The sequence below is a fragment of the Candidatus Nitrosotenuis cloacae genome (genome assembly GCF_000955905.1).
GTDB classification, from domain to species: Archaea; Thermoproteota; Nitrososphaeria; order Nitrososphaerales; family Nitrosopumilaceae; genus Nitrosotenuis; species Nitrosotenuis cloacae.
Window position 1 is genome coordinate 146,123 of sequence record NZ_CP011097.1, and the last position, 19,852, is coordinate 165,974.

The 19,852-nt window shown below is 32.4% G+C and carries 20 protein-coding genes; 7 read left to right on the plus strand and 13 right to left on the minus strand.

Features of this window, described 5'->3' with window-relative positions; translation table 11 throughout:
* Positions 1–87 precede the first annotated feature (87 nt).
* From SU86_RS00705 to SU86_RS00720, 4 genes are read left to right on the plus strand one after another with little or no spacing between them, the layout of a single operon-like run.
* A complete protein-coding gene (locus tag SU86_RS00705; RefSeq protein WP_048186835.1) occupies positions 88–1,839 on the plus strand; it encodes an HAD-IIIC family phosphatase in 1,752 nt (583 codons plus the stop codon).
* Complete coding sequence (locus SU86_RS00710) at positions 1,839–2,075, plus strand: acyl carrier protein (RefSeq protein ID WP_048186836.1); 237 nt, start codon at positions 1,839–1,841, stop codon at positions 2,073–2,075. Before SU86_RS00705 ends, SU86_RS00710 begins: the two co-directional genes overlap by 1 nt.
* A complete protein-coding gene (locus SU86_RS00715) occupies positions 2,068–2,502 on the plus strand; it encodes a MaoC family dehydratase (RefSeq protein ID WP_048186837.1) in 435 nt (144 codons plus the stop codon). Before SU86_RS00710 ends, SU86_RS00715 begins: the two co-directional genes overlap by 8 nt.
* Positions 2,503–2,504: 2 nt before the next feature.
* On the plus strand, positions 2,505–2,858 hold the full coding sequence (locus tag SU86_RS00720; RefSeq protein ID WP_048186838.1) for a holo-ACP synthase: 354 nt from the start codon (positions 2,505–2,507) through the stop codon (positions 2,856–2,858).
* A gap of 2 nt (positions 2,859–2,860) precedes the next feature.
* Here the strand turns inward: SU86_RS00720 and SU86_RS00725 are convergent, their stop codons facing one another.
* From SU86_RS00725 to rfbB, 3 genes are read right to left on the minus strand one after another with little or no spacing between them, the layout of a single operon-like run.
* Positions 2,861–3,916, minus strand: a complete 1,056-nt coding sequence (locus SU86_RS00725) for a glycosyltransferase family 2 protein (protein ID WP_236687713.1) — start codon at positions 3,914–3,916, stop codon at positions 2,861–2,863.
* A gap of 7 nt (positions 3,917–3,923) precedes the next feature.
* Complete coding sequence (locus tag SU86_RS00730) at positions 3,924–4,985, minus strand: glucose-1-phosphate thymidylyltransferase (RefSeq protein WP_048186839.1); 1,062 nt, start codon at positions 4,983–4,985, stop codon at positions 3,924–3,926.
* 30 nt (positions 4,986–5,015) lie between these two features.
* Positions 5,016–5,999, minus strand: a complete 984-nt coding sequence (rfbB, locus tag SU86_RS00735) for a dTDP-glucose 4,6-dehydratase (RefSeq protein WP_048186840.1) — start codon at positions 5,997–5,999, stop codon at positions 5,016–5,018.
* Between the two features lie 95 nt (positions 6,000–6,094).
* On the opposite strand from rfbB, the gene SU86_RS00740 reads away from it, so the two are divergent.
* Complete coding sequence (locus SU86_RS00740) at positions 6,095–6,547, plus strand: WxcM-like domain-containing protein (RefSeq protein ID WP_048186841.1); 453 nt, start codon at positions 6,095–6,097, stop codon at positions 6,545–6,547.
* Positions 6,548–6,607: 60 nt separating this feature from the next.
* Here SU86_RS00740 and SU86_RS00745 read toward each other — a convergent pair whose 3' ends face one another.
* From SU86_RS00745 to SU86_RS09290, 10 genes are all read right to left on the minus strand, one after another.
* Complete coding sequence (locus tag SU86_RS00745) at positions 6,608–7,486, minus strand: glycosyltransferase family 2 protein (protein WP_048186842.1); 879 nt, start codon at positions 7,484–7,486, stop codon at positions 6,608–6,610.
* 253 nt (positions 7,487–7,739) lie between these two features.
* On the minus strand, positions 7,740–8,666 hold the full coding sequence (locus tag SU86_RS09285; RefSeq protein WP_052755401.1) for a glycosyltransferase family 2 protein: 927 nt from the start codon (positions 8,664–8,666) through the stop codon (positions 7,740–7,742).
* 147 nt (positions 8,667–8,813) lie between these two features.
* Positions 8,814–9,686: an SDR family oxidoreductase gene (locus tag SU86_RS00755; protein ID WP_236687763.1), complete on the minus strand. Its 873-nt coding sequence runs from the start codon at positions 9,684–9,686 to the stop codon at positions 8,814–8,816.
* A 60-nt stretch (positions 9,687–9,746) separates the two neighbouring features.
* Complete coding sequence (locus tag SU86_RS00760; RefSeq protein WP_236687717.1) at positions 9,747–10,427, minus strand: cephalosporin hydroxylase family protein; 681 nt, start codon at positions 10,425–10,427, stop codon at positions 9,747–9,749.
* A 53-nt stretch (positions 10,428–10,480) separates the two neighbouring features.
* Positions 10,481–11,008 (minus strand): dTDP-4-dehydrorhamnose 3,5-epimerase, encoded by a 528-nt coding sequence (gene rfbC / locus SU86_RS00765; protein ID WP_048186844.1) that lies wholly within the window; start codon positions 11,006–11,008, stop codon positions 10,481–10,483.
* Complete coding sequence (locus SU86_RS00770) at positions 11,008–12,240, minus strand: class I SAM-dependent methyltransferase (RefSeq protein WP_048186845.1); 1,233 nt, start codon at positions 12,238–12,240, stop codon at positions 11,008–11,010. Before SU86_RS00770 ends, rfbC begins: the two co-directional genes overlap by 1 nt.
* Before the next feature lie 6 nt (positions 12,241–12,246).
* A complete protein-coding gene (gene rfbG / locus SU86_RS00775; protein ID WP_320408987.1) occupies positions 12,247–13,329 on the minus strand; it encodes a CDP-glucose 4,6-dehydratase in 1,083 nt (360 codons plus the stop codon).
* Positions 13,314–14,081, minus strand: a complete 768-nt coding sequence (rfbF, locus tag SU86_RS00780) for a glucose-1-phosphate cytidylyltransferase (RefSeq protein ID WP_048186846.1) — start codon at positions 14,079–14,081, stop codon at positions 13,314–13,316. Before rfbF ends, rfbG begins: the two co-directional genes overlap by 16 nt.
* 54 nt (positions 14,082–14,135) lie before the next feature.
* The gene (locus SU86_RS00785; RefSeq protein WP_048186847.1) at positions 14,136–15,116 is read right to left on the minus strand and encodes a glycosyltransferase; all 981 of its coding nucleotides are present in this window, start codon (positions 15,114–15,116) and stop codon (positions 14,136–14,138) included.
* A gap of 122 nt (positions 15,117–15,238) precedes the next feature.
* A complete protein-coding gene (locus tag SU86_RS09290; protein ID WP_052755402.1) occupies positions 15,239–16,888 on the minus strand; it encodes a glycosyltransferase family 39 protein in 1,650 nt (549 codons plus the stop codon).
* Positions 16,889–17,050: 162 nt separating this feature from the next.
* On the opposite strand from SU86_RS09290, the gene SU86_RS00795 reads away from it, so the two are divergent.
* Positions 17,051–18,559, plus strand: a complete 1,509-nt coding sequence (locus SU86_RS00795; RefSeq protein WP_048186848.1) for a capsular polysaccharide export protein, LipB/KpsS family — start codon at positions 17,051–17,053, stop codon at positions 18,557–18,559.
* A gap of 129 nt (positions 18,560–18,688) precedes the next feature.
* Positions 18,689–19,843 (plus strand): lipopolysaccharide biosynthesis protein, encoded by a 1,155-nt coding sequence (locus SU86_RS00800; RefSeq protein ID WP_048186849.1) that lies wholly within the window; start codon positions 18,689–18,691, stop codon positions 19,841–19,843.
* Positions 19,844–19,852 lie beyond the last annotated feature (9 nt).

Here is a 19,852-nt window from a genome sequence, read left to right on the forward strand (position 1 = left end):
AACCTTTCTGAGAAAAAATACTTGCTTGTTTGGTCGTAATAAATAATTAGTACAAAGCTTATTGAGACTATGATTTATTAGAAAATTATGAGAGAACAAAAATTATCTTACTATATCAATAAAGCATCTGAATTAAACAACCAATCTTTTGATCAAAAAATTCGTATTGCTCTGTTGGGAAGTTTTACATTAAATGGACTTGCTGAAACGATACAAGTAAAGTGCGCAGAAAAAAAAATCCAATGTACTACATACGTTGGAAACTATAACCAATATAATCAGGAAATATTAAACCCTACAAGTAATCTTTACAAATTTAATCCGGAAATCTCATTTCTTCTTATAGATACAAGAACGTTACTCATGGATTTATTCCATCACTCTCACTCGGTATCCGTAGAAGAAAGAAGAAAACTAGTTGATGAGAAGATAAACAAAATATTATCTTTGGCAACAAAATTTTCTCAAACAACAAAATCAAAATTGGTCTTAGCGAATTTTTCAATTCCAACATTTTCTTCATATGGAATTTTTGAAAATAAAACCGACTTTGGTTTTCACAGAATGTTAAATGAAATTAATACCAAGATATCTGACGCACTGTCAAATTCAGACTCTGTATATGTTTATGATTTTGCTGGATTTGTAACAAAATTCGGTGAGAAGAATATCTTCGATTACAAACAGTTTTTCTTTGGCGACATGAAAATTTCACTTGATTATATTCCATATCTTGCATCGAATCTAATGTCGTATGTGATAGGCTATATGGGAATATCAAAAAAATGCATAGTATTAGATCTTGATAATACCTTGTGGGGAGGAATTGTTGGTGAGGATGGTTTTAATGGCTTAAAGTTAGGGCCAGAACCGCCAGGAAATGCATTCATGGAATTTCAAAAAGTACTACTCTCTCTTCACCAGCGAGGTATAATTCTCGCAATAAACAGCAAAAACAACTATGATGATGCAATTAAAGTAATCCGAGATCATCCATACATGCAACTAAGAGAAGATCATTTTGCATCTTTGAAAATAAACTGGAATGACAAGGTGTCAAACATGAAAGATATTGCAAATGAGATCAATATTGGTTTGGACAGTATTGTTTTTTTTGATGATGATCCAGTAAATAGAGAATATATGAGAATTAATCTTCCGCAGGTTGAAACTATTGAATTACCTCAAGATTCGTCAGAATTTGTAAATATTCTAAAAGATCTTAATGAATTCAGTGTCTTGAACATAACACAGGAAGATCAACAAAGAGGTAAAATGTATTCAGAACAAAGAAAACGAGTTGAGCTAGAAAAATCTACACCTGATCTAGAAGGTTTTCTAAAACAACTAGATCTTAAAATATCAATAAAAAAAGCCAACGAATTTACAATACCAAGAATTTCTCAGCTTACATTAAAAACGAATCAATTTAATTTAACAACCAAAAGATATCAGGAAAATGACATCAAAAAATTTTCTCAGGACACAAATTATTTTATTGGATGTGCTCAAGTTGAAGATAAATTTGGTGACAATGGAATAACTGGGGTTTTCATAGTTTACAAAGAAAATCAAAAAGAATGGTTCCTAGATACATTTCTTCTTAGTTGTAGGGTTATGGGAAGAGAGGTGGAAAGGGGAATTCTTAGCCATATTATAAACAAAGCAAAAGAAGCTGGAGTTGAAAAAATAAGAGCGCAGTTTGTCCCAACTTCAAAAAATAAGCCAATTGAAGACTTTCTTCCTAATTGTGGATTCAAAAAAGATGCAGATTCTTGGGTCTATTCTATTAAATCATCATTTGAAATACCAAGCTGTCTTACAGTTAGTGCTGAATAATGTCAAAGTTGTATGATCTTATTGCAAGAGTGATGAATGTGTCAGCAGCTTCGGTTACTGATGATTCCGGTCCGGAATCAATTGAAAGTTGGACTTCGTTTAAGGGATACGTCTTGCTTTATGAGCTGGAAAGTGAGTTTAAAGTAAAATTTACAATTGATGAAGCCATGGATGTAAAAAAAGTAGCCGACATTAAACGTCATCTTGGTAACCATGGAGTTGTGCTAAATGACTGATTTGCTAAATGAACTTAAATTTGAAGAAATCGAAATAGGTGATAGTAAAAAATTCACAGAAAAAATCAGTAAACTAAGTCTTGATAATTTTGCAATGCTTTCAGGTGATTACAATCCACTTCACATGGATGACAATTATGCAACAAACACAAAATTCAAAAAACGAGTTTGTCATGGTATGCTTCTCGCATCATTTTTTTCAAAACTGGTAGGAATGTATCTGCCGGGTAAAAACGCATTATATTTTTCTCAGACTCTAAATTTTCAAGCACCATGTTATGTAGGTGATACTATCACAGTTACAGGTGAAGTAATTGACAAAAGTGACTCAACAAGAATAATAACTCTAAAGACACTAATTCACAATCAAACTGGAGTTTGTTTAGTGGACGGAATAGCCAAGATAATAGTACGCCAAGATCAATGAATATGCTCAACAACATTGGAATTGGAATAGATATTGTTGATGTGGATAAATTCAAGCAAATTCCATTTGAATCAAAACCTGGGTTTTACAAACAGATTTTTAATCAAACTGAAATAAAGTACTGTCTAAAATATAAAAACTATCATGAACATTTTGCAGGAAAATTTGCAATCAAGGAAGCAGTAAAAAAATCGATACGCAACAGAGTACACATGATAGATATAGAAACATATCATATAAAGTCAAAACCGCATGTGCAACTAAAAAAACTAGCAAGTAATTATTCATTTTATGTATCTATGAGTCATGAAAAAAACCTAGCAGTTGCAATCGTGATATCAGAACTTACAATTTAAGATTATTTACTTAATATTTTGTTTTTAGCTTTTTGACTGAGAATTACTAATAGCGAATTGAAAATGCGACTTCCAAAACCATCACTCACATTTTTTGGAATAAAGATTTCATCTGGAAATGATTTAATCAATTCCGTATCTGGAATTATCTTCTTAGCTTCTAATTCCTGATATTTTTCTACAATGTATTGTTTGTTCTTAATTATGTCAAGCTCAGCTCTGATCTTTGCACCAAGAAACCCTTTTGATATATAAAATATCCAAACCATAAGTTCTGTCTGTCTCAAATACGGAAGCATCTTTTTGTATGTATTTCTAGAATAATGTGTCAAAAGACAATACCTTCTATTCCTTTCAAGCCAGAAAAACTTCTTTGAGCTCCATTTCAGACTATAGCTCTCGGCGTGATATATCGTAGCAAGTGGAACATAATATGATCTTATTCCTAATTGAGCAGCCCTCCAACCCAAATCAAGATCATCGTGATACAAAAACAAAAATGAATCAAACAATCCAATTTTTTTTATAACTTGTTGCGAAGTAAAAAGGCAGGTACCTGAAGCATATCCTATTCGTTCTATTTCCTTTTGCTGATGGATATCAGGAATTCCTTTATCTCTTGCAAATCCAAACCCAAAAAGATGTATCATGTTACCAGTGCTTTGCAAAATATTTTCCTCATACAATGAAATTATCTTTGGCTGATAGAGTCCCTCACCATGTTTTCTGTAAGCCGAAATAAGCTCTATTATCCAATTGTGATCTACTGTAGTGTCTGGATTGAGAATTACAATAAACTCTCCACTAGCCTCTCGTATCCCAACATTATTTCCTTCACAATATCCTAAATTTTGTTTGTTTTCAATTAATTTGATCTTGTCAAATTTTTCCTTGCATTTTTTGTGACTTTGGTCTTTTGATGCATTATCGACAACAATTACTTCTATGTTATCATATGCTGTTCTGAAAACTGATTCTAAACAATTAAGCAACAATTCTCCTGCATTATAATTTAAAATTATGATGCTTACTTTAGGATTAAACAATTTGTCTATCAATTCACAACTAGAGAGAAATCTTCGTTCCCTCTCCCAACAAAAACACTTTGTTTGGAGAACTTGATCTTGTAATTTCAGAATTAAACGCAATTATGCTGTCTTTGATGATAAAATCCCCATCAATAGTACAACTTGACATGATTATTGAGTTTTCAATATGACAATTAGACAGCTTTGTGTTATCCCCTATACTTGTATTGGACCCAATGTTGGCATTAGGGCCAATCTGACAGTCCTTACCAATTATTACGGGGCCAGTTAACTTGGAACCGTTTTTGATTGTGGTTCCAGAGCCAATCATGACATTTCCAGTTATGATTACATCCTCTTCTTCTTTACCTTCAAAATATGGCTTCATATCACTTAGTATGACCTGATTCGCGTGTATGATATCCTGTGGAGTACCAGTATCTTTCCAGTAATCTGTTACCATATTGTAAATTATCTTGTATTCCTCTTGTAAGAGCATTTGAAGTGCATCTGTTATCTCATATTCATTTCTCCACGATGGTTTTAGTCTATCAATGATATCAAATATTGTGGGTGTAAGAAGATAGATACCAGTCACCGCAAGATTTGTTGGAGGATCTTTTGGCTTTTCTATTATTTTTTTTATGACACCATCTTTGATATCAGCTATTCCAAATTGTGTAGGATTGCTCACTTCGCATAGCAAAATTGATGCACTAGCATCCGAGTCTTTGAATCTTTGGATATACTCCGTAATACTTTTTTTAAGAATATTGTCTCCTAAAAATACGACAAACTTTTCACCATTTACAAATTCTTTACAAAGTCTTATTGCCTGTGCAATTCCACGTGGTGCGTCTTGAGAAATATATGTTAATTTTACACCAAATCTTTCACCATTACCGTAATATTCTTGGACTTTGTTTGAACCAGTACCACCAATAATTATCGCAATATCTGTGATGCCTGCATCTTTTAATGACTCTAGACAATACTGTGACATTGGTTTGTTTGCAATTGGCAGTAATTGTTTCGGACCAGTATGTGTAAGTGGCCTTAATCTGGTGCCGTGGCCGCCATGTAAAATTATTCCTTTCAATTAATCAATTCGTTCTTATTTTTTATTATCTTATCTAGTTTTCCAAGGTATTGTAAACGCCTCATTTTTGATGTGCCTGCGCCATTCTTTGTTTTGTTGGTACCACTCTATAGTTTGCTCTAAACCATCTTCAAATTTGTGAATAGGCCGCCATGATAACTTCCTTCGTATTTTGTTTGAATTGAGACTGTATCTAAAATCATGACCTGGCCTATCTGAAGTAAACTCGATCAGGTTCTCTGATTTTTCCATTATCTTCAAAATTTTTTTCACAATTTTCAGATTATCTGCTTCATTGTTTGCAGAGATATTGTAAGATTCACCTCTTTTCCCTTCAAATAAAACCCTGAAAATCGCATCACAATGATCTTGAACAAAAATCCAATCTCTAATATTTTTTCCAGTTCCATAAATTGGGATTTTTTTATTTTGTTCTGCTAGCAGTATTGTTTTTGGAATGAGTTTTTCAGGTGATTGTCTTGGGCCATAATTGTTAGTACATCGTGTTGTTATTACATCCGAATCATATGTGATGAAATACGAATTTACAAGATTCTCAGCTGCTGCCTTTGACGCGGCGTATGGGCTTGATGGATTGTATGGATATCTTTCTGTAGCGTTGGCTGATTTGAGGCTACCAAAAACTTCATCCGTGGATATTTGAATTAGTTTTTTCCTATGCCTTCGTACTGCTTCTAGTAATGTGTATGTTCCGTAGATATTTGAATCAATAAATGGTTGAGGATCAGAAATGCTTCTATCTACATGAGATTCTGCAGCAAAGTTGACTATTGCATCTATGTCTGAGGCAAGTTTATCAACTAGTTTTTTGTTGGTGATATTTCCCTTAATGTATCTGTATCTAGCATTGTTTTTTACTTGTTTTAGATTCTGTACATTTGAGCCTGGTAAACCAGCATCAATATTTGTTATTCTGAGTTTTGGATTTCTTAATGCATGTAGGATAAAATTACTACCAATAAAACCTAGGCCGCCAGTAACGAGAATCTTCACAGATACAACTCCATGTTCTTTACAATAAATGAATATTTGTATATCTTGTGTAGGATTGGTAGTGAATTTTTATATCATGTTTAATTTGTACAATTGTGCAAGATAATACGATTCAATACATCAAGCTAGAAAAACATGACACTAAGGACATACATGATGGTCACATCAATGGATCTCTAACTGTGATCTGGAGAGATTGGGATAAACCACTTGGAGTTGAACCAAAAATGGTCTATGTTTCATCAGTAAATCCGAGAGAGATTAAAGGACCCCATCTTCACACAAAAAGAGACAGCTATTTTGTGTGCATTAGAGGTAAAGTTGTATTCATTGCAAAAGACATGGATGGAAAATATCATGAAATTGAGTCTAGTGAAGATGAGCCTGTCTTGATACAAATACCAAAAAATTATCCTTCAGCACACATCAATGTATCTGATAAAATAGCTACAGTACTCACATTGGCAAATCCTGCATGGAGGCCAAATGATAATGAAATGGTAAATGTTGATTTTGATGATTATGATTGGAAAAAATGGAAAATATAACCAAGTTTTCCAAAATTATCTATTAAAGAACCGTATTTTGTTATGATGATGTGTTTATAGTTAATTTCGCTCTCGGACAACACTTACTGTTGAATAGAGTATTATGGATGTCATGATACAGAGTGTTCCTAGTATTAAACCTCCAATTCCGATTAGTGCAACATTTGTGATAATTTGTCTACTTTCAGAAAAAATCTGTAAAGTCCATACTGTAAAAAAAATTCCTATGCTAAATAAGATGAAGCCTGGAATGCCGTAAAAAGATAATGGCCTCTCTATTGACACATATTTCATAGTGCTTAGAATCACTGATGTTCCATGAGTCACTGGATTGTGAGTTGAAGTATCGCCTTCATATAGAATAACAATTGGAACTTCAATTATTCTAAAATTCATCTTTTTTGCCTTTATTAATATCTCAGTTGAAATTCCCATTCCAAAATCTGATGGATTGATCTCTTCTAACACTTTATTATTGTAAGCTCTGAATCCACTTTGAGAATCAGATATTTTCAAACCAGTAGCAACATTGGCAAGATTGGTGATTATTTTTATTCCAGCCTTTCTATATTTTGGCACATTAGAATCATTATGTAAAAAACGTGAGCCAATAACTATGTCTGCACTTTTTTCTTTTAAAGGTTGTAAAACCAAATCAATGTCTTCTATTCTATGTTGACCATCTGCATCAAATGTTACAAGTGCATCTATTTTTAATTCACGAGCTTTTAGAAAAATCGATCTTATTGCTGCTCCATAACCAGAATTTTTTTTATGTGTAATTACAGTTGCACCTAATTCGTTTGCAATACTTCCTGTTAAATCTGATGAACCGTCATCACAAACTATGATGGTTTCATATTTTTTCTTTAATTTTAAAATTATTGCTGCTATTGATTTTTCTTCATTATATGCAGGAATTCCAATTGCAATATTCAATTATTTTCATTTTTATTGATCGCTATTAAAATTAATCCATAGATTAACGCATATACGGTTTCTAAAATCAATAATCACACTGCTTGTATTTTCTGCATCATTATAATAGAGATTTATCTGTAAAAATCAAAAATTCCTATCAAGATAAATCTTATTTAACAATTGTAAAATTCTTATAAAAAACAAATTATAAACACCATCAGATCTCTTTATAGCAATTTTGGTGCATACAATAATTTTACATAAAACTAATTTACCAATACCTATCTTGCCCACATACAATTCTTTTACACATTCTTAATAATTCAGAGATAATCCCAAATTCTGAAGTTATATTCAGTTTCGTAAAATACCCGCAATTCCTTAAAAATTCTTTTACTCCTAAATTTTTTATGAACCAGATTGTAAATGGAAAATTGATAAATAAAATATCCATCGAACTAAAACCAATTTTTTTCATATATTGAATAGTTGATGTTGATTTAACACTGACTTCTTTATAGATAAACGCATCACTGACAACCTCTAAATCTCCTTCTTTTATTACATTCAAGATACATGCTAGAGCCCATCGCCACATTCGATTATTTTTATAATTTTCAAAAGTATTGGCCTTTTGTATTTTATCTGTTCTATAAACACCATAAATAATTCCACCCATATTATAATTTAAATAAAATTTTATTTTTTCTCTTATGTCGCCATTAATGGGGTGTACATATTGAAATTTCTTGGAGTTTTCTATAACTACAATTTCTATCTTATTTGTTAATGGATCTTTAATTCTATTAAACATCTTCATTTCTCCTATGCTGCCAACAACATTTTCATTATTTTCTAAGACATCGATATTTTTTTCTAAAAAGCTATGACTCCAAATATCATCCACTGCAGCCCATACGAAATATTTTGTTTCAGCTTTTTCTAAAAGAAAATTGAAATTCCAATAAGGTCCTCTATTTTTCTCATGACGAAAATAAATGATCTTCTTATCGATTTTAGAAATCTTTTCACAAATTTCCTGTGTTTTGTCATTAGAACCATTATCTGAAATCATCAAGATAAAATCTTGAAATGTTTGAGCAAGTATCTGTTCTATTCTTTCTTTTACAATTTCTTCTCCATTATAGACTAGTAGCCCTATGGTAAGTTTGGTTCTTTTATTATAAGGCAAATTCATAATACCGATATTATTAGATCTGTATTATAAAACCCAGAGTAAAAATTACTACCAGATTAATTTTATTTTAAATTTTAGGCAGAAACATGTTAGAATTACATTTATTCTGTGAAATGATCTAGTCACACCATACAATCATCTATAAATTCAAGTCTTTCTAATGCTATTCATATTTTTCAATCCTTCCTCAACTCCGCTCATACTAATCCCAAATTTTTGAAGTAACTTGTGATTAACAAGCTTAACGTTTGATCTTTTCGCAGGCAAATTCAATTCATCTGAATTAATAGGTTTGATTAATTCTTGATTTAAACCAAAAATTCTTGCAGTTTCAAGTGCCCATTCATATCTATTAATAAAATCTGAACCTACTACATGAAAAATTCCATCTGCTTTATCACATAATTCAAAAACAACACGTACAAAATCTGGTACGTAAGTAGGAGTGTTATGCCAGTCAACTACCTCGTTTAATGTCTTTTGTGAGCCTAATGTTTCTAAAACCCTTAACACTGAATTAGTATGCTGCCACTTCTCTATCCAACAGTATGGCTGATCTGTACGTAAGATCAAATATGGCAAGCCTGATGTTTTTACGTATTCTTCACCTTTAGCTTTCGTTACTCCATAATGCGAGAGAGGCGAAACGCATTCATTCTCTTCATACTCTTTTTTTCTGCCATCAAATACCGCGGAAGTTGAAATGTAAATTATTTTACTTCTCGAAATTGTTGCTCCCTCGATGACATTTTTGATACCGTTTACATTGACAAGATCTGCTAAATCTCTGTTGATCTCACACAAATCAACATTGGTAATGGCAGTGGTGTGAACTATGATATCTGGTTTCATATCAGAAATAAATTTCACTGTTGGTGTTTTCTCTGTTATATCTAAATAATACCCGCCGTCTATTGGAAGATGGTTTTTTAAATAAGTAAACTTGATGTCAATGTTTTTTTCTTTAAAATATCTGACTAATTTGGACCCTATTACCCCAGTTCCTCCAACTATTAACACTCTCAATAATTGATAATTACTCAATGAATTGATAATCTTAGCGTATTTTAAGAATCGTAACTATTTGATACGTTTTAGATAACCGTCAGGCGCTGCAGTAATAGCTAACTTATTTGTAATCTCACTATCTATTCTGAATTGTCTATTATTTTTCAGAAATTCAATCAAAGCTGATTTGGGATTATTGAATTTTTTCCATGGGCGATTAGCAAAATAACGCTGTGGTAAATCTGCAACAACCGTATCAAAAACCACCAGATAACTATTCTTGGTTACGATTGGAGAGTAGAATTCCAATTCCTTTAACACATGATCATGTGTGTGATTTGAATCGAGAACAACCATGATGTTTTTTTTACCTCTAGCTGCACTATAGACATCTTTAACTGTCTTTTCGTCTATGGATGAACCTTCAATCATGTTTATTCTCTTGGATAGTGGATGTTTCTCAATCTCCTTTCTATTATGTGATCTTATGTCAACATCGATTCCTAATACGCTACCTTTGCCAATTAATTCTAGTAATGATGCAAAGAAAATCAATGATCCGCCCCTAGCTATTCCGGTCTCAATTATAAGATCGGGTTTGATATTCCATACAATCTCTTGCAATGCAACGATATCTTGTGGATATTGTATGATCGGACGACCGAGCCATCTAAAATGATAAGAATACTCATGCTTGTAAGTCTGTGAAAACCACTTTTTTGAAGTGGCTTTTACTTTTTTGTCTAATGCCATGATCTTTATTTTTCTCTGATTTCTTAACTCAAAATTCCTGTCATTCATTTTAATCACTTAAAATCGCCATAAGTCTGGTCTCTTTTAGAAATTATTGAGGGGTTTAAAGGCCAATCTATTTTAAATGACCCATCATCCCATCTTATTCCTCGAGCATGTTTTGGCATAAAAAATTCTGATATTTGATAAAAAACTTCCGTATTGTCTTCTAATGTTTGAAATCCGTGAGCAAATCCTTTTGGAACATAGATCATTCTGTATTCGTTCGCGTCAAGTTCAATCCCAATCCACTTCTTATATGTGGGTGATTCTGGCCGTATGTCAATTATCACATCAAACATTTTGCCTCTGACACAGCGAATGATCTTGTCCTCCTCATATGGCTTCTCTTGATAGTGAATGCCTCTAAGCGTTCCTCTTCTCTTATTGTAAGAAATACTGCATTGTACAATATTTGTGTTTAATCCAAGATTAGTAAATTCTTTGATATCCCAAACACGAGCAAAAAATCCTCGCTCGTCTTCAATCTTTTCCATGTCTATTACAAATACGTCTTTAAGCGAAGTTTCAGAAAAAATCATCAATAAATCTCCACTTTTGGTATGAATACAACAAATTTTCCATTCCATTCTTTAATGCGATTCATCTGTTGCATTATCTCATCTTTCAAATTCCATGGTAAAATAATTAGGTAATCTGGTTTGGTCTCAAAAACCATACTTGGATTCATGATTTGTATGTGAGTGCCTGGTAGAAACAGGCCTTGTTTGTGAGGGCTTTTATCAACAATATACTCAATAAACTCTTTACCAATTCCGCAATAATTTAACAATGTGTTTCCTTTTGCGGCAGCACCATAGCAAACTATCTTTTTATTTTCTTTTTTGGCATCATGAAAAAACTTTAGAATATCTTCTTTTATACAATTAATTCTGTTTGCAAAAGAAGAGTAAGTAAGAATGTCATCTAGTCCGTATTTTTTCTCTTTATCAATAATACTGTTGACGCTCTCTCTAATGGAAAACCTCTGGTTATCTGAATGTTTGAGATAAACTCTAAGTGATCCACCGTGAGTTGGAATCTCTTCTACATGAAAAATGGTCAGGCCATGCCTAGAAAATATCCTTTCTAACGAAAGAAGTGAAAAATAGGAAAAATGTTCATGGTATATTGTATCAAATTGATTGAATCTGATTAAATTCAGCAAATGAGGAAATTCTACTGTTATTATTCCGTCTTCTTTCAACACCTGTTTCATGCCTGAAACAAAATCATTTAGATCCGGGACGTGAGCCAACACATTATTTGCTATTACCAAGTCTGCCTTCTGATTCCTAGATACCATGTGCATTGCAGTATCTACTCCGAAAAATTTTACTAACGTAGGTATGCCGCGTTCTTGAGCAATTTTAGCTACATTAGCAGCTGGTTCTATTCCTAAGACAGGAATGTTCCTATCTCTAAAATATTGTAATAGATACCCATCGTTACTTGCAATCTCTATCACAAAACTTTTGTCATTAAAACTAAATTCTTCTATAACTGAATTCACATAATTCTCTGAATGCTTTAACCATGTATTAGAAAACGATGAAAAATAGGCATAATTAGTAAATATGTTTTCTGGCCTTTCGAATTCTGGAACCTGAACCAAAAAACATTTGGAACAGAGATATGCAACAAGTGGGTATTTCGGTTCTTTTTTTTCAAGCATGTTGCTTTTTAAAAAAGAATTTGCAAGTGACACCACCCCAAGATCTGCAAAAACCTCTGATAATGAGGATTTGCAAAATCTACAGATATTTTCCGTCATAACGTATTATAGCTGAATAAACCGATTAATTTGTTCTTGACTAAATTTTCTCATATCTAGACCATTTTTATAATGTCTATACCACTCCGCCGTCCAACTCAATGCTTCATCGAGATTCAATTTGGAAGACCATTTTAATCGAGAACTTGCCTTTGAACAGTTCAAGCTAAGATATGATGATTCATATGGTTTCGTGGCCGTATCATAACTGATCTCAATTTTTTCATCAAACAAATCCATCATTTTTGTAACTAACCAGTCTACAGGCTTGATTTCGTTACGAGTCGGACCAAAATTCCACGCCTCTGCAAACTCTGGGCCATTTCGCCAAAGATTCTCTATTAGAATAGTGTAACCATTAATTACATCAAGCACATATTGCCAAGGTCTTGTTGCGTTAGGATAACGTATCAGTATTTGTTTTTTCCCAATCAAGCTTCTTACGATATCTGGTATTAGTCTATCAACTCCCCAATCTCCACCACCTATCACATTTCCGGCTCGAGCTGTCGCTACAGAAACACCATGTCTGTTAAATTCCTGTACGTTAAAAAAAGAATTTCTAAATGCTGACGTGACCAGCTCCGCACATCCTTTGCTGCTACTATACGGATCAAATCCTCCCATCGCATCTGTCTCTACATAACTATGTGACAGGTTACTTGACTCATAACATTTATCGCTTGTAACATTCAGGATTGTCTTTACGGTTTTAGTATTTCGAACAGCCTCTAAGACATTTACAGTTCCCATCACATTTGTTGCAAATGTTTCTGTGGGGTTCTTGTAAGACTGGCGAAGAATTGCTTGGGCCGCCATATGAATGATTATTTGCGGCTTGAATTTCTGAATTGTCCTCTCAAGTATATTGTAGTCACAAACATCTCCAAAAATTGAAGTCATTCCACTATCGACTTTAGCAATTTCAAAAAGACTGGGATTTGTAGGTATATCTTTAGAAAAACCTATCACTGTAGCGCCTAATTTTTGAAGCCAAAGTGACATCCAGCTTCCCTTGAAGCCAGTGTGGCCGGTAAGTAGAACTATTTTATCGTTCCAAAACTGTGAACTCATTACCAAACTTTCCAAGGAGCCTTTCTGGAATTCCACAAATTTTCCAAGTGATTCTTCTCGCGTAGGGTGTCAATGGGATACCAAAATCCGTCATGTTTGAAGGCCGCCAATTGATTTTTTCTAGATAGGTTTTCCATGGGATCTTTCTCCCACACAACAGAGTCATTCTTTATATAATCAAAAACATCGGATTCGAGAACAAAAAATCCGCCATTTATCCAAGCTCCATCACCAGGAGGTTTTTCCTCAAAACTGACGACATGATCATTTTTGATACTTAATTTGCCAAATCTTCCAGGCTGTTGAACTGCAGTGACAGTAGACATTTTCTTTTTGGCACGATGAAATTTTATCAACTTTGAAAAATTGATATCACTTAGGCCGTCTCCATAAGTAAAACAAAATGTGCTTTCGTCTACATATTTCTGGACTCGCTTGAGACGGCCGCCTGTCATAGTGTCAAGACCAGTATCAATTAAAGTAACTCTCCACGGCTCTGCAAATTTTTCATGTACTTCCATCTTGTTCTTCTTTATGTCAAAAGTCACATCAGATTTATGAAGAAAATAATTCGCAAAATATTCCTTTATCATGTATCCTTTGTAGCCACAGCAAATTATGAATTCATTTATGTCGTACGTAGAATACATCTTCATTATGTGCCATAGAATAGGCATACCACCAATCTCTATCATAGGTTTTGGCCTGAGAATTGTTTCTTCACTAATCCTAGTTCCATATCCTCCGGCTAGTATCACTGCTTTCATTTTTTAAATTCTGATTTTATAGAAAATTTTATAGTTAATTAAGAATTACTGTTTTTAAACAAATTCTTCCATTAAATCAACCAAGGAATCAACAGCTTTATCGTTGTTCAAATTCTCTAAAGCATATTTTCTTCCAGCATTTGCTATTTTCTCCCATTTTGGATCATCTGGGTTTCTAAGAAATTCTTTAAATTTCTCTTCATAGTTGTCCTCGTTTATGAAAATCGCTGTTTCCTCATCAGTATATCCTAAATATTCTCCACCATTCTTCTTAGTGATTTCCATAAACGTTAAACATCCGGCAGCAGGAATCTCCCAATATTTTATAGTCGGACCAAATGTTGTCGCCGCAATTGCAGCCTGATATTTTTGTAAAAGTAATGGATACTTGTCACCTATGAATTCGTGCTGTAAAGTAGATGTATAGTCAACATATGGCAGTTTATTGCACTTTGTTCTTAGCCTATATTCATAATACGGATTTCCGTGGACAGGTTTGAACAAATTCATGGCTCTTGAATATAAACTGGTATTGCCAATTGCGCCGGAATTTAAAATTCTATTTTTAATCCTGTCTTTGAATGGAATAACATTTTGATACAGTGATGGTTCTAATCCATATATCACAGTTTTATACTTGAAATTTTTTGGATAAAACTGATAAAATAATTCCTTTGTATTAAATCCGAAATAATGATTGATCTTATATTTTTCGTGATAACTGATGGTGTCATATTTTTGTGCTGCATGAAAATCACCACATCTTGCTATTACTGGAATATCTAATTCATTAATTCCAATTAATTCATCCGGCGAGCCACCATTCCAATTTTCATATAGTAAAATAATGTCAAATTTATTTTTTAGTCCCCTGACATCCATTTTGTTTTCAGTCGGAAAATAAGTTACATCAATACGAGAATTGCGTTTTAGTGCATCCATGAAAAAATGATAATATGTAGTGTCGTAGTTAGTTGGTGATAACAATGGATTTGATTTTTTATAGAGAAATGCAACTCTGATTTTTTCATCCATAAAAATTAGATAACACGCACACATTTAATATATTAATTTTTCAAGAATTTCAATCAAAGAATTCTAACACACCTTGAGGTTTAACATATCTGGGCTTTTGTTTAAATTGTTTATATGTGAAATTAGACATCATTACTGTCTTTTAATGAATTAAATAATTCAAAATCCACTTTGAATATCTTGACATGATATTCTAAATTGTCATCTTTTGAGTCGTATACCTTTTTCAGAAATTGATATTTTGTTTCATCATAGAAAACCTCATTGAGAAATTCAGGCCTGTCTTTTTTCCCATCCAGTACCAAATGAGTAATTTTCCCTCTTGTTGAGTCTTGCAAAAACGAATCCAATGTTTTAAAATTAGTTGGATCTTTGATTGTAACCTGACGTGGATGATGTAGCTCATCTCGCGTGTATTCTTTTTTTACTCTATCCATATTTTTAAAAAATGTTTTATACTCTGACCATGTTTTTGGCACATCCAAACTTACGGCGTATTGACTTTCAGGATAATAATCGTTGATTATCTTGGTATTCTCAACGACATGCCTTGCAATTAATGCGGATTCTCTTTCATGACTATTGTCAAATTTGAAACCGCTAAACAAAATACTTGTTGCAATTATGACTATGAAACAAATCACAAATACGCTTTTCCTAACATGTAGTTTTTCTATAAATAATTTTAGTGAGTAAGTTGCAAAAATACAAAAAAATGGAAAAAGAAAATAAAGATATTTTGTCTCTAGTAATGGATATGAATAAGCGTAAAGTGCTGGAATTGCCATTATTATCGTTATAATAATTATCGTTAACTTGTCCATTGTTAAGTTTCTAAAAAATGAGATAAACCCAAGTGGAACAAGTAGTATGAACATTGGAATTAACACCCAACCCAAATATTTTACAAAATATTCTAAGCTTGTTTGCATTAATTTGATTGGGTTATTGTTTTTTGATTCTAAATTTTCATTAATGTCTTTTTCAGTATCTGAAGGATCTTCATTAAATGAAAAAAACATATTGCTTGTTTTGTATGTCTTTACAAATATCGAATCATACATTCCTACTTGTTCTTGATGTATCATTAATGGAGTTAAAACCAAGACATATAGTAATAATGCAACAATGTATTTTGGAATAATCAGTTTCTCATTTCTATGTCTAAGTATGTATGCTATGGAAATTCCAATAAACAAAAACAGCCCTTCCGGCCTAATGTATGTCGAAAGACCAGCTGCTAAAAATGACAAATAAACGATCTTCGTGTTTTTATTTAATGATAACAATGCTGTAATAACAATACAAAATATGAATAATGGTTCAGTACCACCTAGAATTGAATTTTGAATCAACCGTGGCTCAACTGCAAATAATACAACTCCTAACAAGCTATATTTTTTCTCAAAAAATTTTTTTATAAGAAAATATAATGGAAATATCGTAACACTGGAAATGATAATTGTTGCTATTTTTTGTAATTGCATGTATGATTCTGTGTCATCAAAATTAAAAAATGAAAATAATCCTGAAAGAACAAATGACCATCCTGGCTTTGCTATATCGTAATTTTCAGGCAATTTTCCAATCGTATGAATATCTGCAGCATATGAAAAAGAATCCACAGCATCCAAGCTAATGGGGATTGTTTCATCAAAATACTCTAATCTAAAAAATAATCCAATAATCAGTATGCCGCATAACAGATAAACTGAAATTTTTGAAGAAAAAACTGTATTTCTGACAGAATTAGGATTAGTGTCTCTCTTCATATTTTATAACTCTCAAAATAGAATCACGCATAATAATTATTAGATTAATCTTTTTGATTTTTCTAATTATTGCATACGATGAATGATTGTTTCTCGATAAATGACGTGGCTGATTTCTGGGTAGCCTATAAATAATAATGGTTATTACCAGTTTTTCTATAAATGAATGATAAAATAATTTTTTGGCTTGATAAAGATCTAAAACAATACTGTCTTTGTTATTATTTACAAAAGGAAATGGATGCCGACTTCTATGCAATTGTCGACACAACAAACAAGACTAAGTCATTTTTTGAAAACCAAAACCTGGTAAATTTCAAAAAGACATGGTATTATCACGACAACGTAATGCCAATTAAAAAACCAAATGTAGAATATCTAGCCTCATTTGAGGAAAAGTATGGCATAGAACTTTGGAAATTGGCCGTAAATGATAGAATTTTTTATCGATTTAATGACTTTTACAAATTTTCCAAAAATGAAATCTTATCTATATTAGAAAATGAATGTAGATTCTTTGAGCATATTCTAGATGATATACAACCAAATTATGTCATAATGCATGAACCATACTCTCATCAAGATGAACTTTTTTACGAGTTATGTAAAGTCAAAGGAATCAAAGTATTGGCGTCTTTCTTTTCAACGTTGGGTTACAGATGTGAAATCTCGCAGACTGTTCATTTTATGGATGAATTCAAAAACATTGAGACCAAATCCAATCCTCGAGGTTTTGATGAATTAATAAATTACTTGGAATCATTCAATCTTTCGGCTAAAATTAAAAAACAGAATATAGACCCCTTTGGCAATAAAGTGAATATACTAAACGCTGCAATAGATTATCTGTTCCGGACAAAAAACGAAAACCAAAAAACACACTATACTTATTTCGGCCGTTCTAAGTTGCGAGTTCTTCTAAACTCAATCAATGGTGCACTTAAGACTAAATGGCGTTGGCATTACCTAAACAAAAAACTCATTAAAAATGTGGATTATGGCCAAAAATTCGTTTATTATCCATTACATATTGAACAGGAACGCTCTACTCTGATAGCAACACCATTTTACACAAACGATATAGAGTTTATTCGAAATATTGTAAAATCACTGCCCATTAATTATACGCTATATGTAAAAGAGCATCCAAGCCAATTTACAAGACATTGGAGAAGCAAAAAAATCTATGATGAGATTGCCAGCATACCTAATGTTTACCTTATTCATCCTCATGTATCGTCGCTGGATTTAGTGAAAAACTCGTCGCTTGTAATCACACTGAGTGGAACTGTGGCAATCGAAGCTGCGTTCCATCAAAAGCCCTCAATAACCTGCGCAGATTTTGATTATACATTTTTACCATCTGTTGAACGAATTGGCCGAATTGAAGACTTACCAAAACTCATTAGAAAAAGTCTGAAAAAGAAAATAACCTCAGATGAACTAGACGCGTATGTTTCTCTTGTTGAAAAAAATACATTTGAATTTGATGGCACGGACTTTGATAAGAAATCAACAAAAAAATTTTTTCATGGGGGGCGTCTCGCAGACGTTCATATCTCCAATCAAATGATGAAAGAATTTTTAGATGAGAACGCATCTGTTTTGAGAGTTCTTGCAAGCGAACACCTTAAAAAAATTAATTACTTTAAAAATCAAACTCAAAATTAATTACTTGATCTAATTCATCGATCTGTTGTGAAGGGATCTATTGAATTCTATCTTATTATCACTACGATAGTGAAATAGTATAAACAATAGAGAACTTTATCAGGCAATGTAAAATTTTTATTAATTGATATGGGACTATTTGGCAATAGTAATCTTCTAAAAAATATTGGTTCAATTGGATTAGTAAATATTGTAGGATCTCTGATCTCTGCGTTTTTTTGGATTTACCTTGCTGGATTGATGGGTTCTGAACAATATGGCTTATTGGCATACTATCTCTCTATTGCTGGTATATTTACATCCGTTTCTTTAATTGGAGGCCCTATGGTAATCACTGTTTTTACTGCAAAAAAAATTCCACTAACATCTACAATATGTTTGATATCTATTTCGACAAGTATATTGTGTAGTGTTATTCTTTATTTTGTTTTAAATAATGTTGGGATTAGCGTTTATGTCATCGGAGCTATAATCTACAATCTCTCAGTATCTGAATTATTAGGAAGAAAATTCTACAAAACATATTCAATATATTTTATTTTACAAAAAACACTCTTTGTCGTATTTTCATTAATACTCTATTATGTTATGGGCCCAAGTGGCGTTTTAGTCGGTACCGGTCTGTCATTTTTGCTTTTTACAACAAGGGTCTATAGATCTTTTAGAGATGCAAGAATAAACTTTCAATTATTAAAGACAAAATGGAGCTTTATTGCAAATAATTTTGTATTAGATCTAAGCTACGTCGTAAATGGTCAAATTGATAAATTGTTTATTGGCCCTATGTTTGGATTTATGACTCTTGGAAATTACTATTTAGGAATTCAAGTTCTTAACATGTTAGCAATTATCCCAGAATCAATACGAAAGTATACTCTACCAGAAGATTCCAGTGGAGCTAATACCAAAAAAATAAAAGTCATAACCGTATTTTTTTCTGGTTTCTTGGCATTAATAGGAATATTTATTGTTCCACAAATATTTCCTATTATTTTTCCAGCATATACTGAATCATTAGATCTAATTCCTATTATTTCTATTTCAATTATACCTACCACCATATCAACTATGTACATCTCGCATTTTCTAGCTAAGGAACAGAGTTTCTACATTCTGATTACAAGCATTGTTTCAATAATTACGATGGTATTGGGAATTTTTACGCTTGGATCGTTGTTTGGAATAATTGGTTTAGCATTCTCGCTAGTTTTGTCTGATGTATCTAGAGCAATTATGTTGTCTATGATACATCTTTATCAAAAAAGAGCACTGTCTAAATTTTGATCAAACAAT

What these genes read in the sequence shown, in the direction of transcription:
- SU86_RS00705 (WP_048186835.1), top strand. Translation starts at nt 88, where the DNA reads ATGAGAGAACAAAAATTATCTTACTATATCAATAAAGCATCTGAATTA.
- SU86_RS00710 (WP_048186836.1), top strand. Translation starts at nt 1,839, where the DNA reads ATGTCAAAGTTGTATGATCTTATTGCAAGAGTGATGAATGTGTCAGCA.
- SU86_RS00715 (WP_048186837.1), top strand. Translation starts at nt 2,068, where the DNA reads ATGACTGATTTGCTAAATGAACTTAAATTTGAAGAAATCGAAATAGGT.
- SU86_RS00720 (WP_048186838.1), top strand. Translation starts at nt 2,505, where the DNA reads ATGCTCAACAACATTGGAATTGGAATAGATATTGTTGATGTGGATAAA.
- SU86_RS09285 (WP_052755401.1), bottom strand. Translation starts at nt 8,666, where the DNA reads ATGAATTTGCCTTATAATAAAAGAACCAAACTTACCATAGGGCTACTA.
- SU86_RS00760 (WP_236687717.1), bottom strand. Translation starts at nt 10,427, where the DNA reads ATGGCATTAGACAAAAAAGTAAAAGCCACTTCAAAAAAGTGGTTTTCA.
- rfbC (WP_048186844.1), bottom strand. Translation starts at nt 11,008, where the DNA reads ATGATTTTTTCTGAAACTTCGCTTAAAGACGTATTTGTAATAGACATG.
- SU86_RS00770 (WP_048186845.1), bottom strand. Translation starts at nt 12,240, where the DNA reads ATGACGGAAAATATCTGTAGATTTTGCAAATCCTCATTATCAGAGGTT.
- rfbF (WP_048186846.1), bottom strand. Translation starts at nt 14,081, where the DNA reads ATGAAAGCAGTGATACTAGCCGGAGGATATGGAACTAGGATTAGTGAA.
- SU86_RS00785 (WP_048186847.1), bottom strand. Translation starts at nt 15,116, where the DNA reads ATGGATGAAAAAATCAGAGTTGCATTTCTCTATAAAAAATCAAATCCA.
- SU86_RS09290 (WP_052755402.1), bottom strand. Translation starts at nt 16,888, where the DNA reads ATGAAGAGAGACACTAATCCTAATTCTGTCAGAAATACAGTTTTTTCT.
- SU86_RS00795 (WP_048186848.1), top strand. Translation starts at nt 17,051, where the DNA reads ATGAATGATAAAATAATTTTTTGGCTTGATAAAGATCTAAAACAATAC.
- SU86_RS00800 (WP_048186849.1), top strand. Translation starts at nt 18,689, where the DNA reads ATGGGACTATTTGGCAATAGTAATCTTCTAAAAAATATTGGTTCAATT.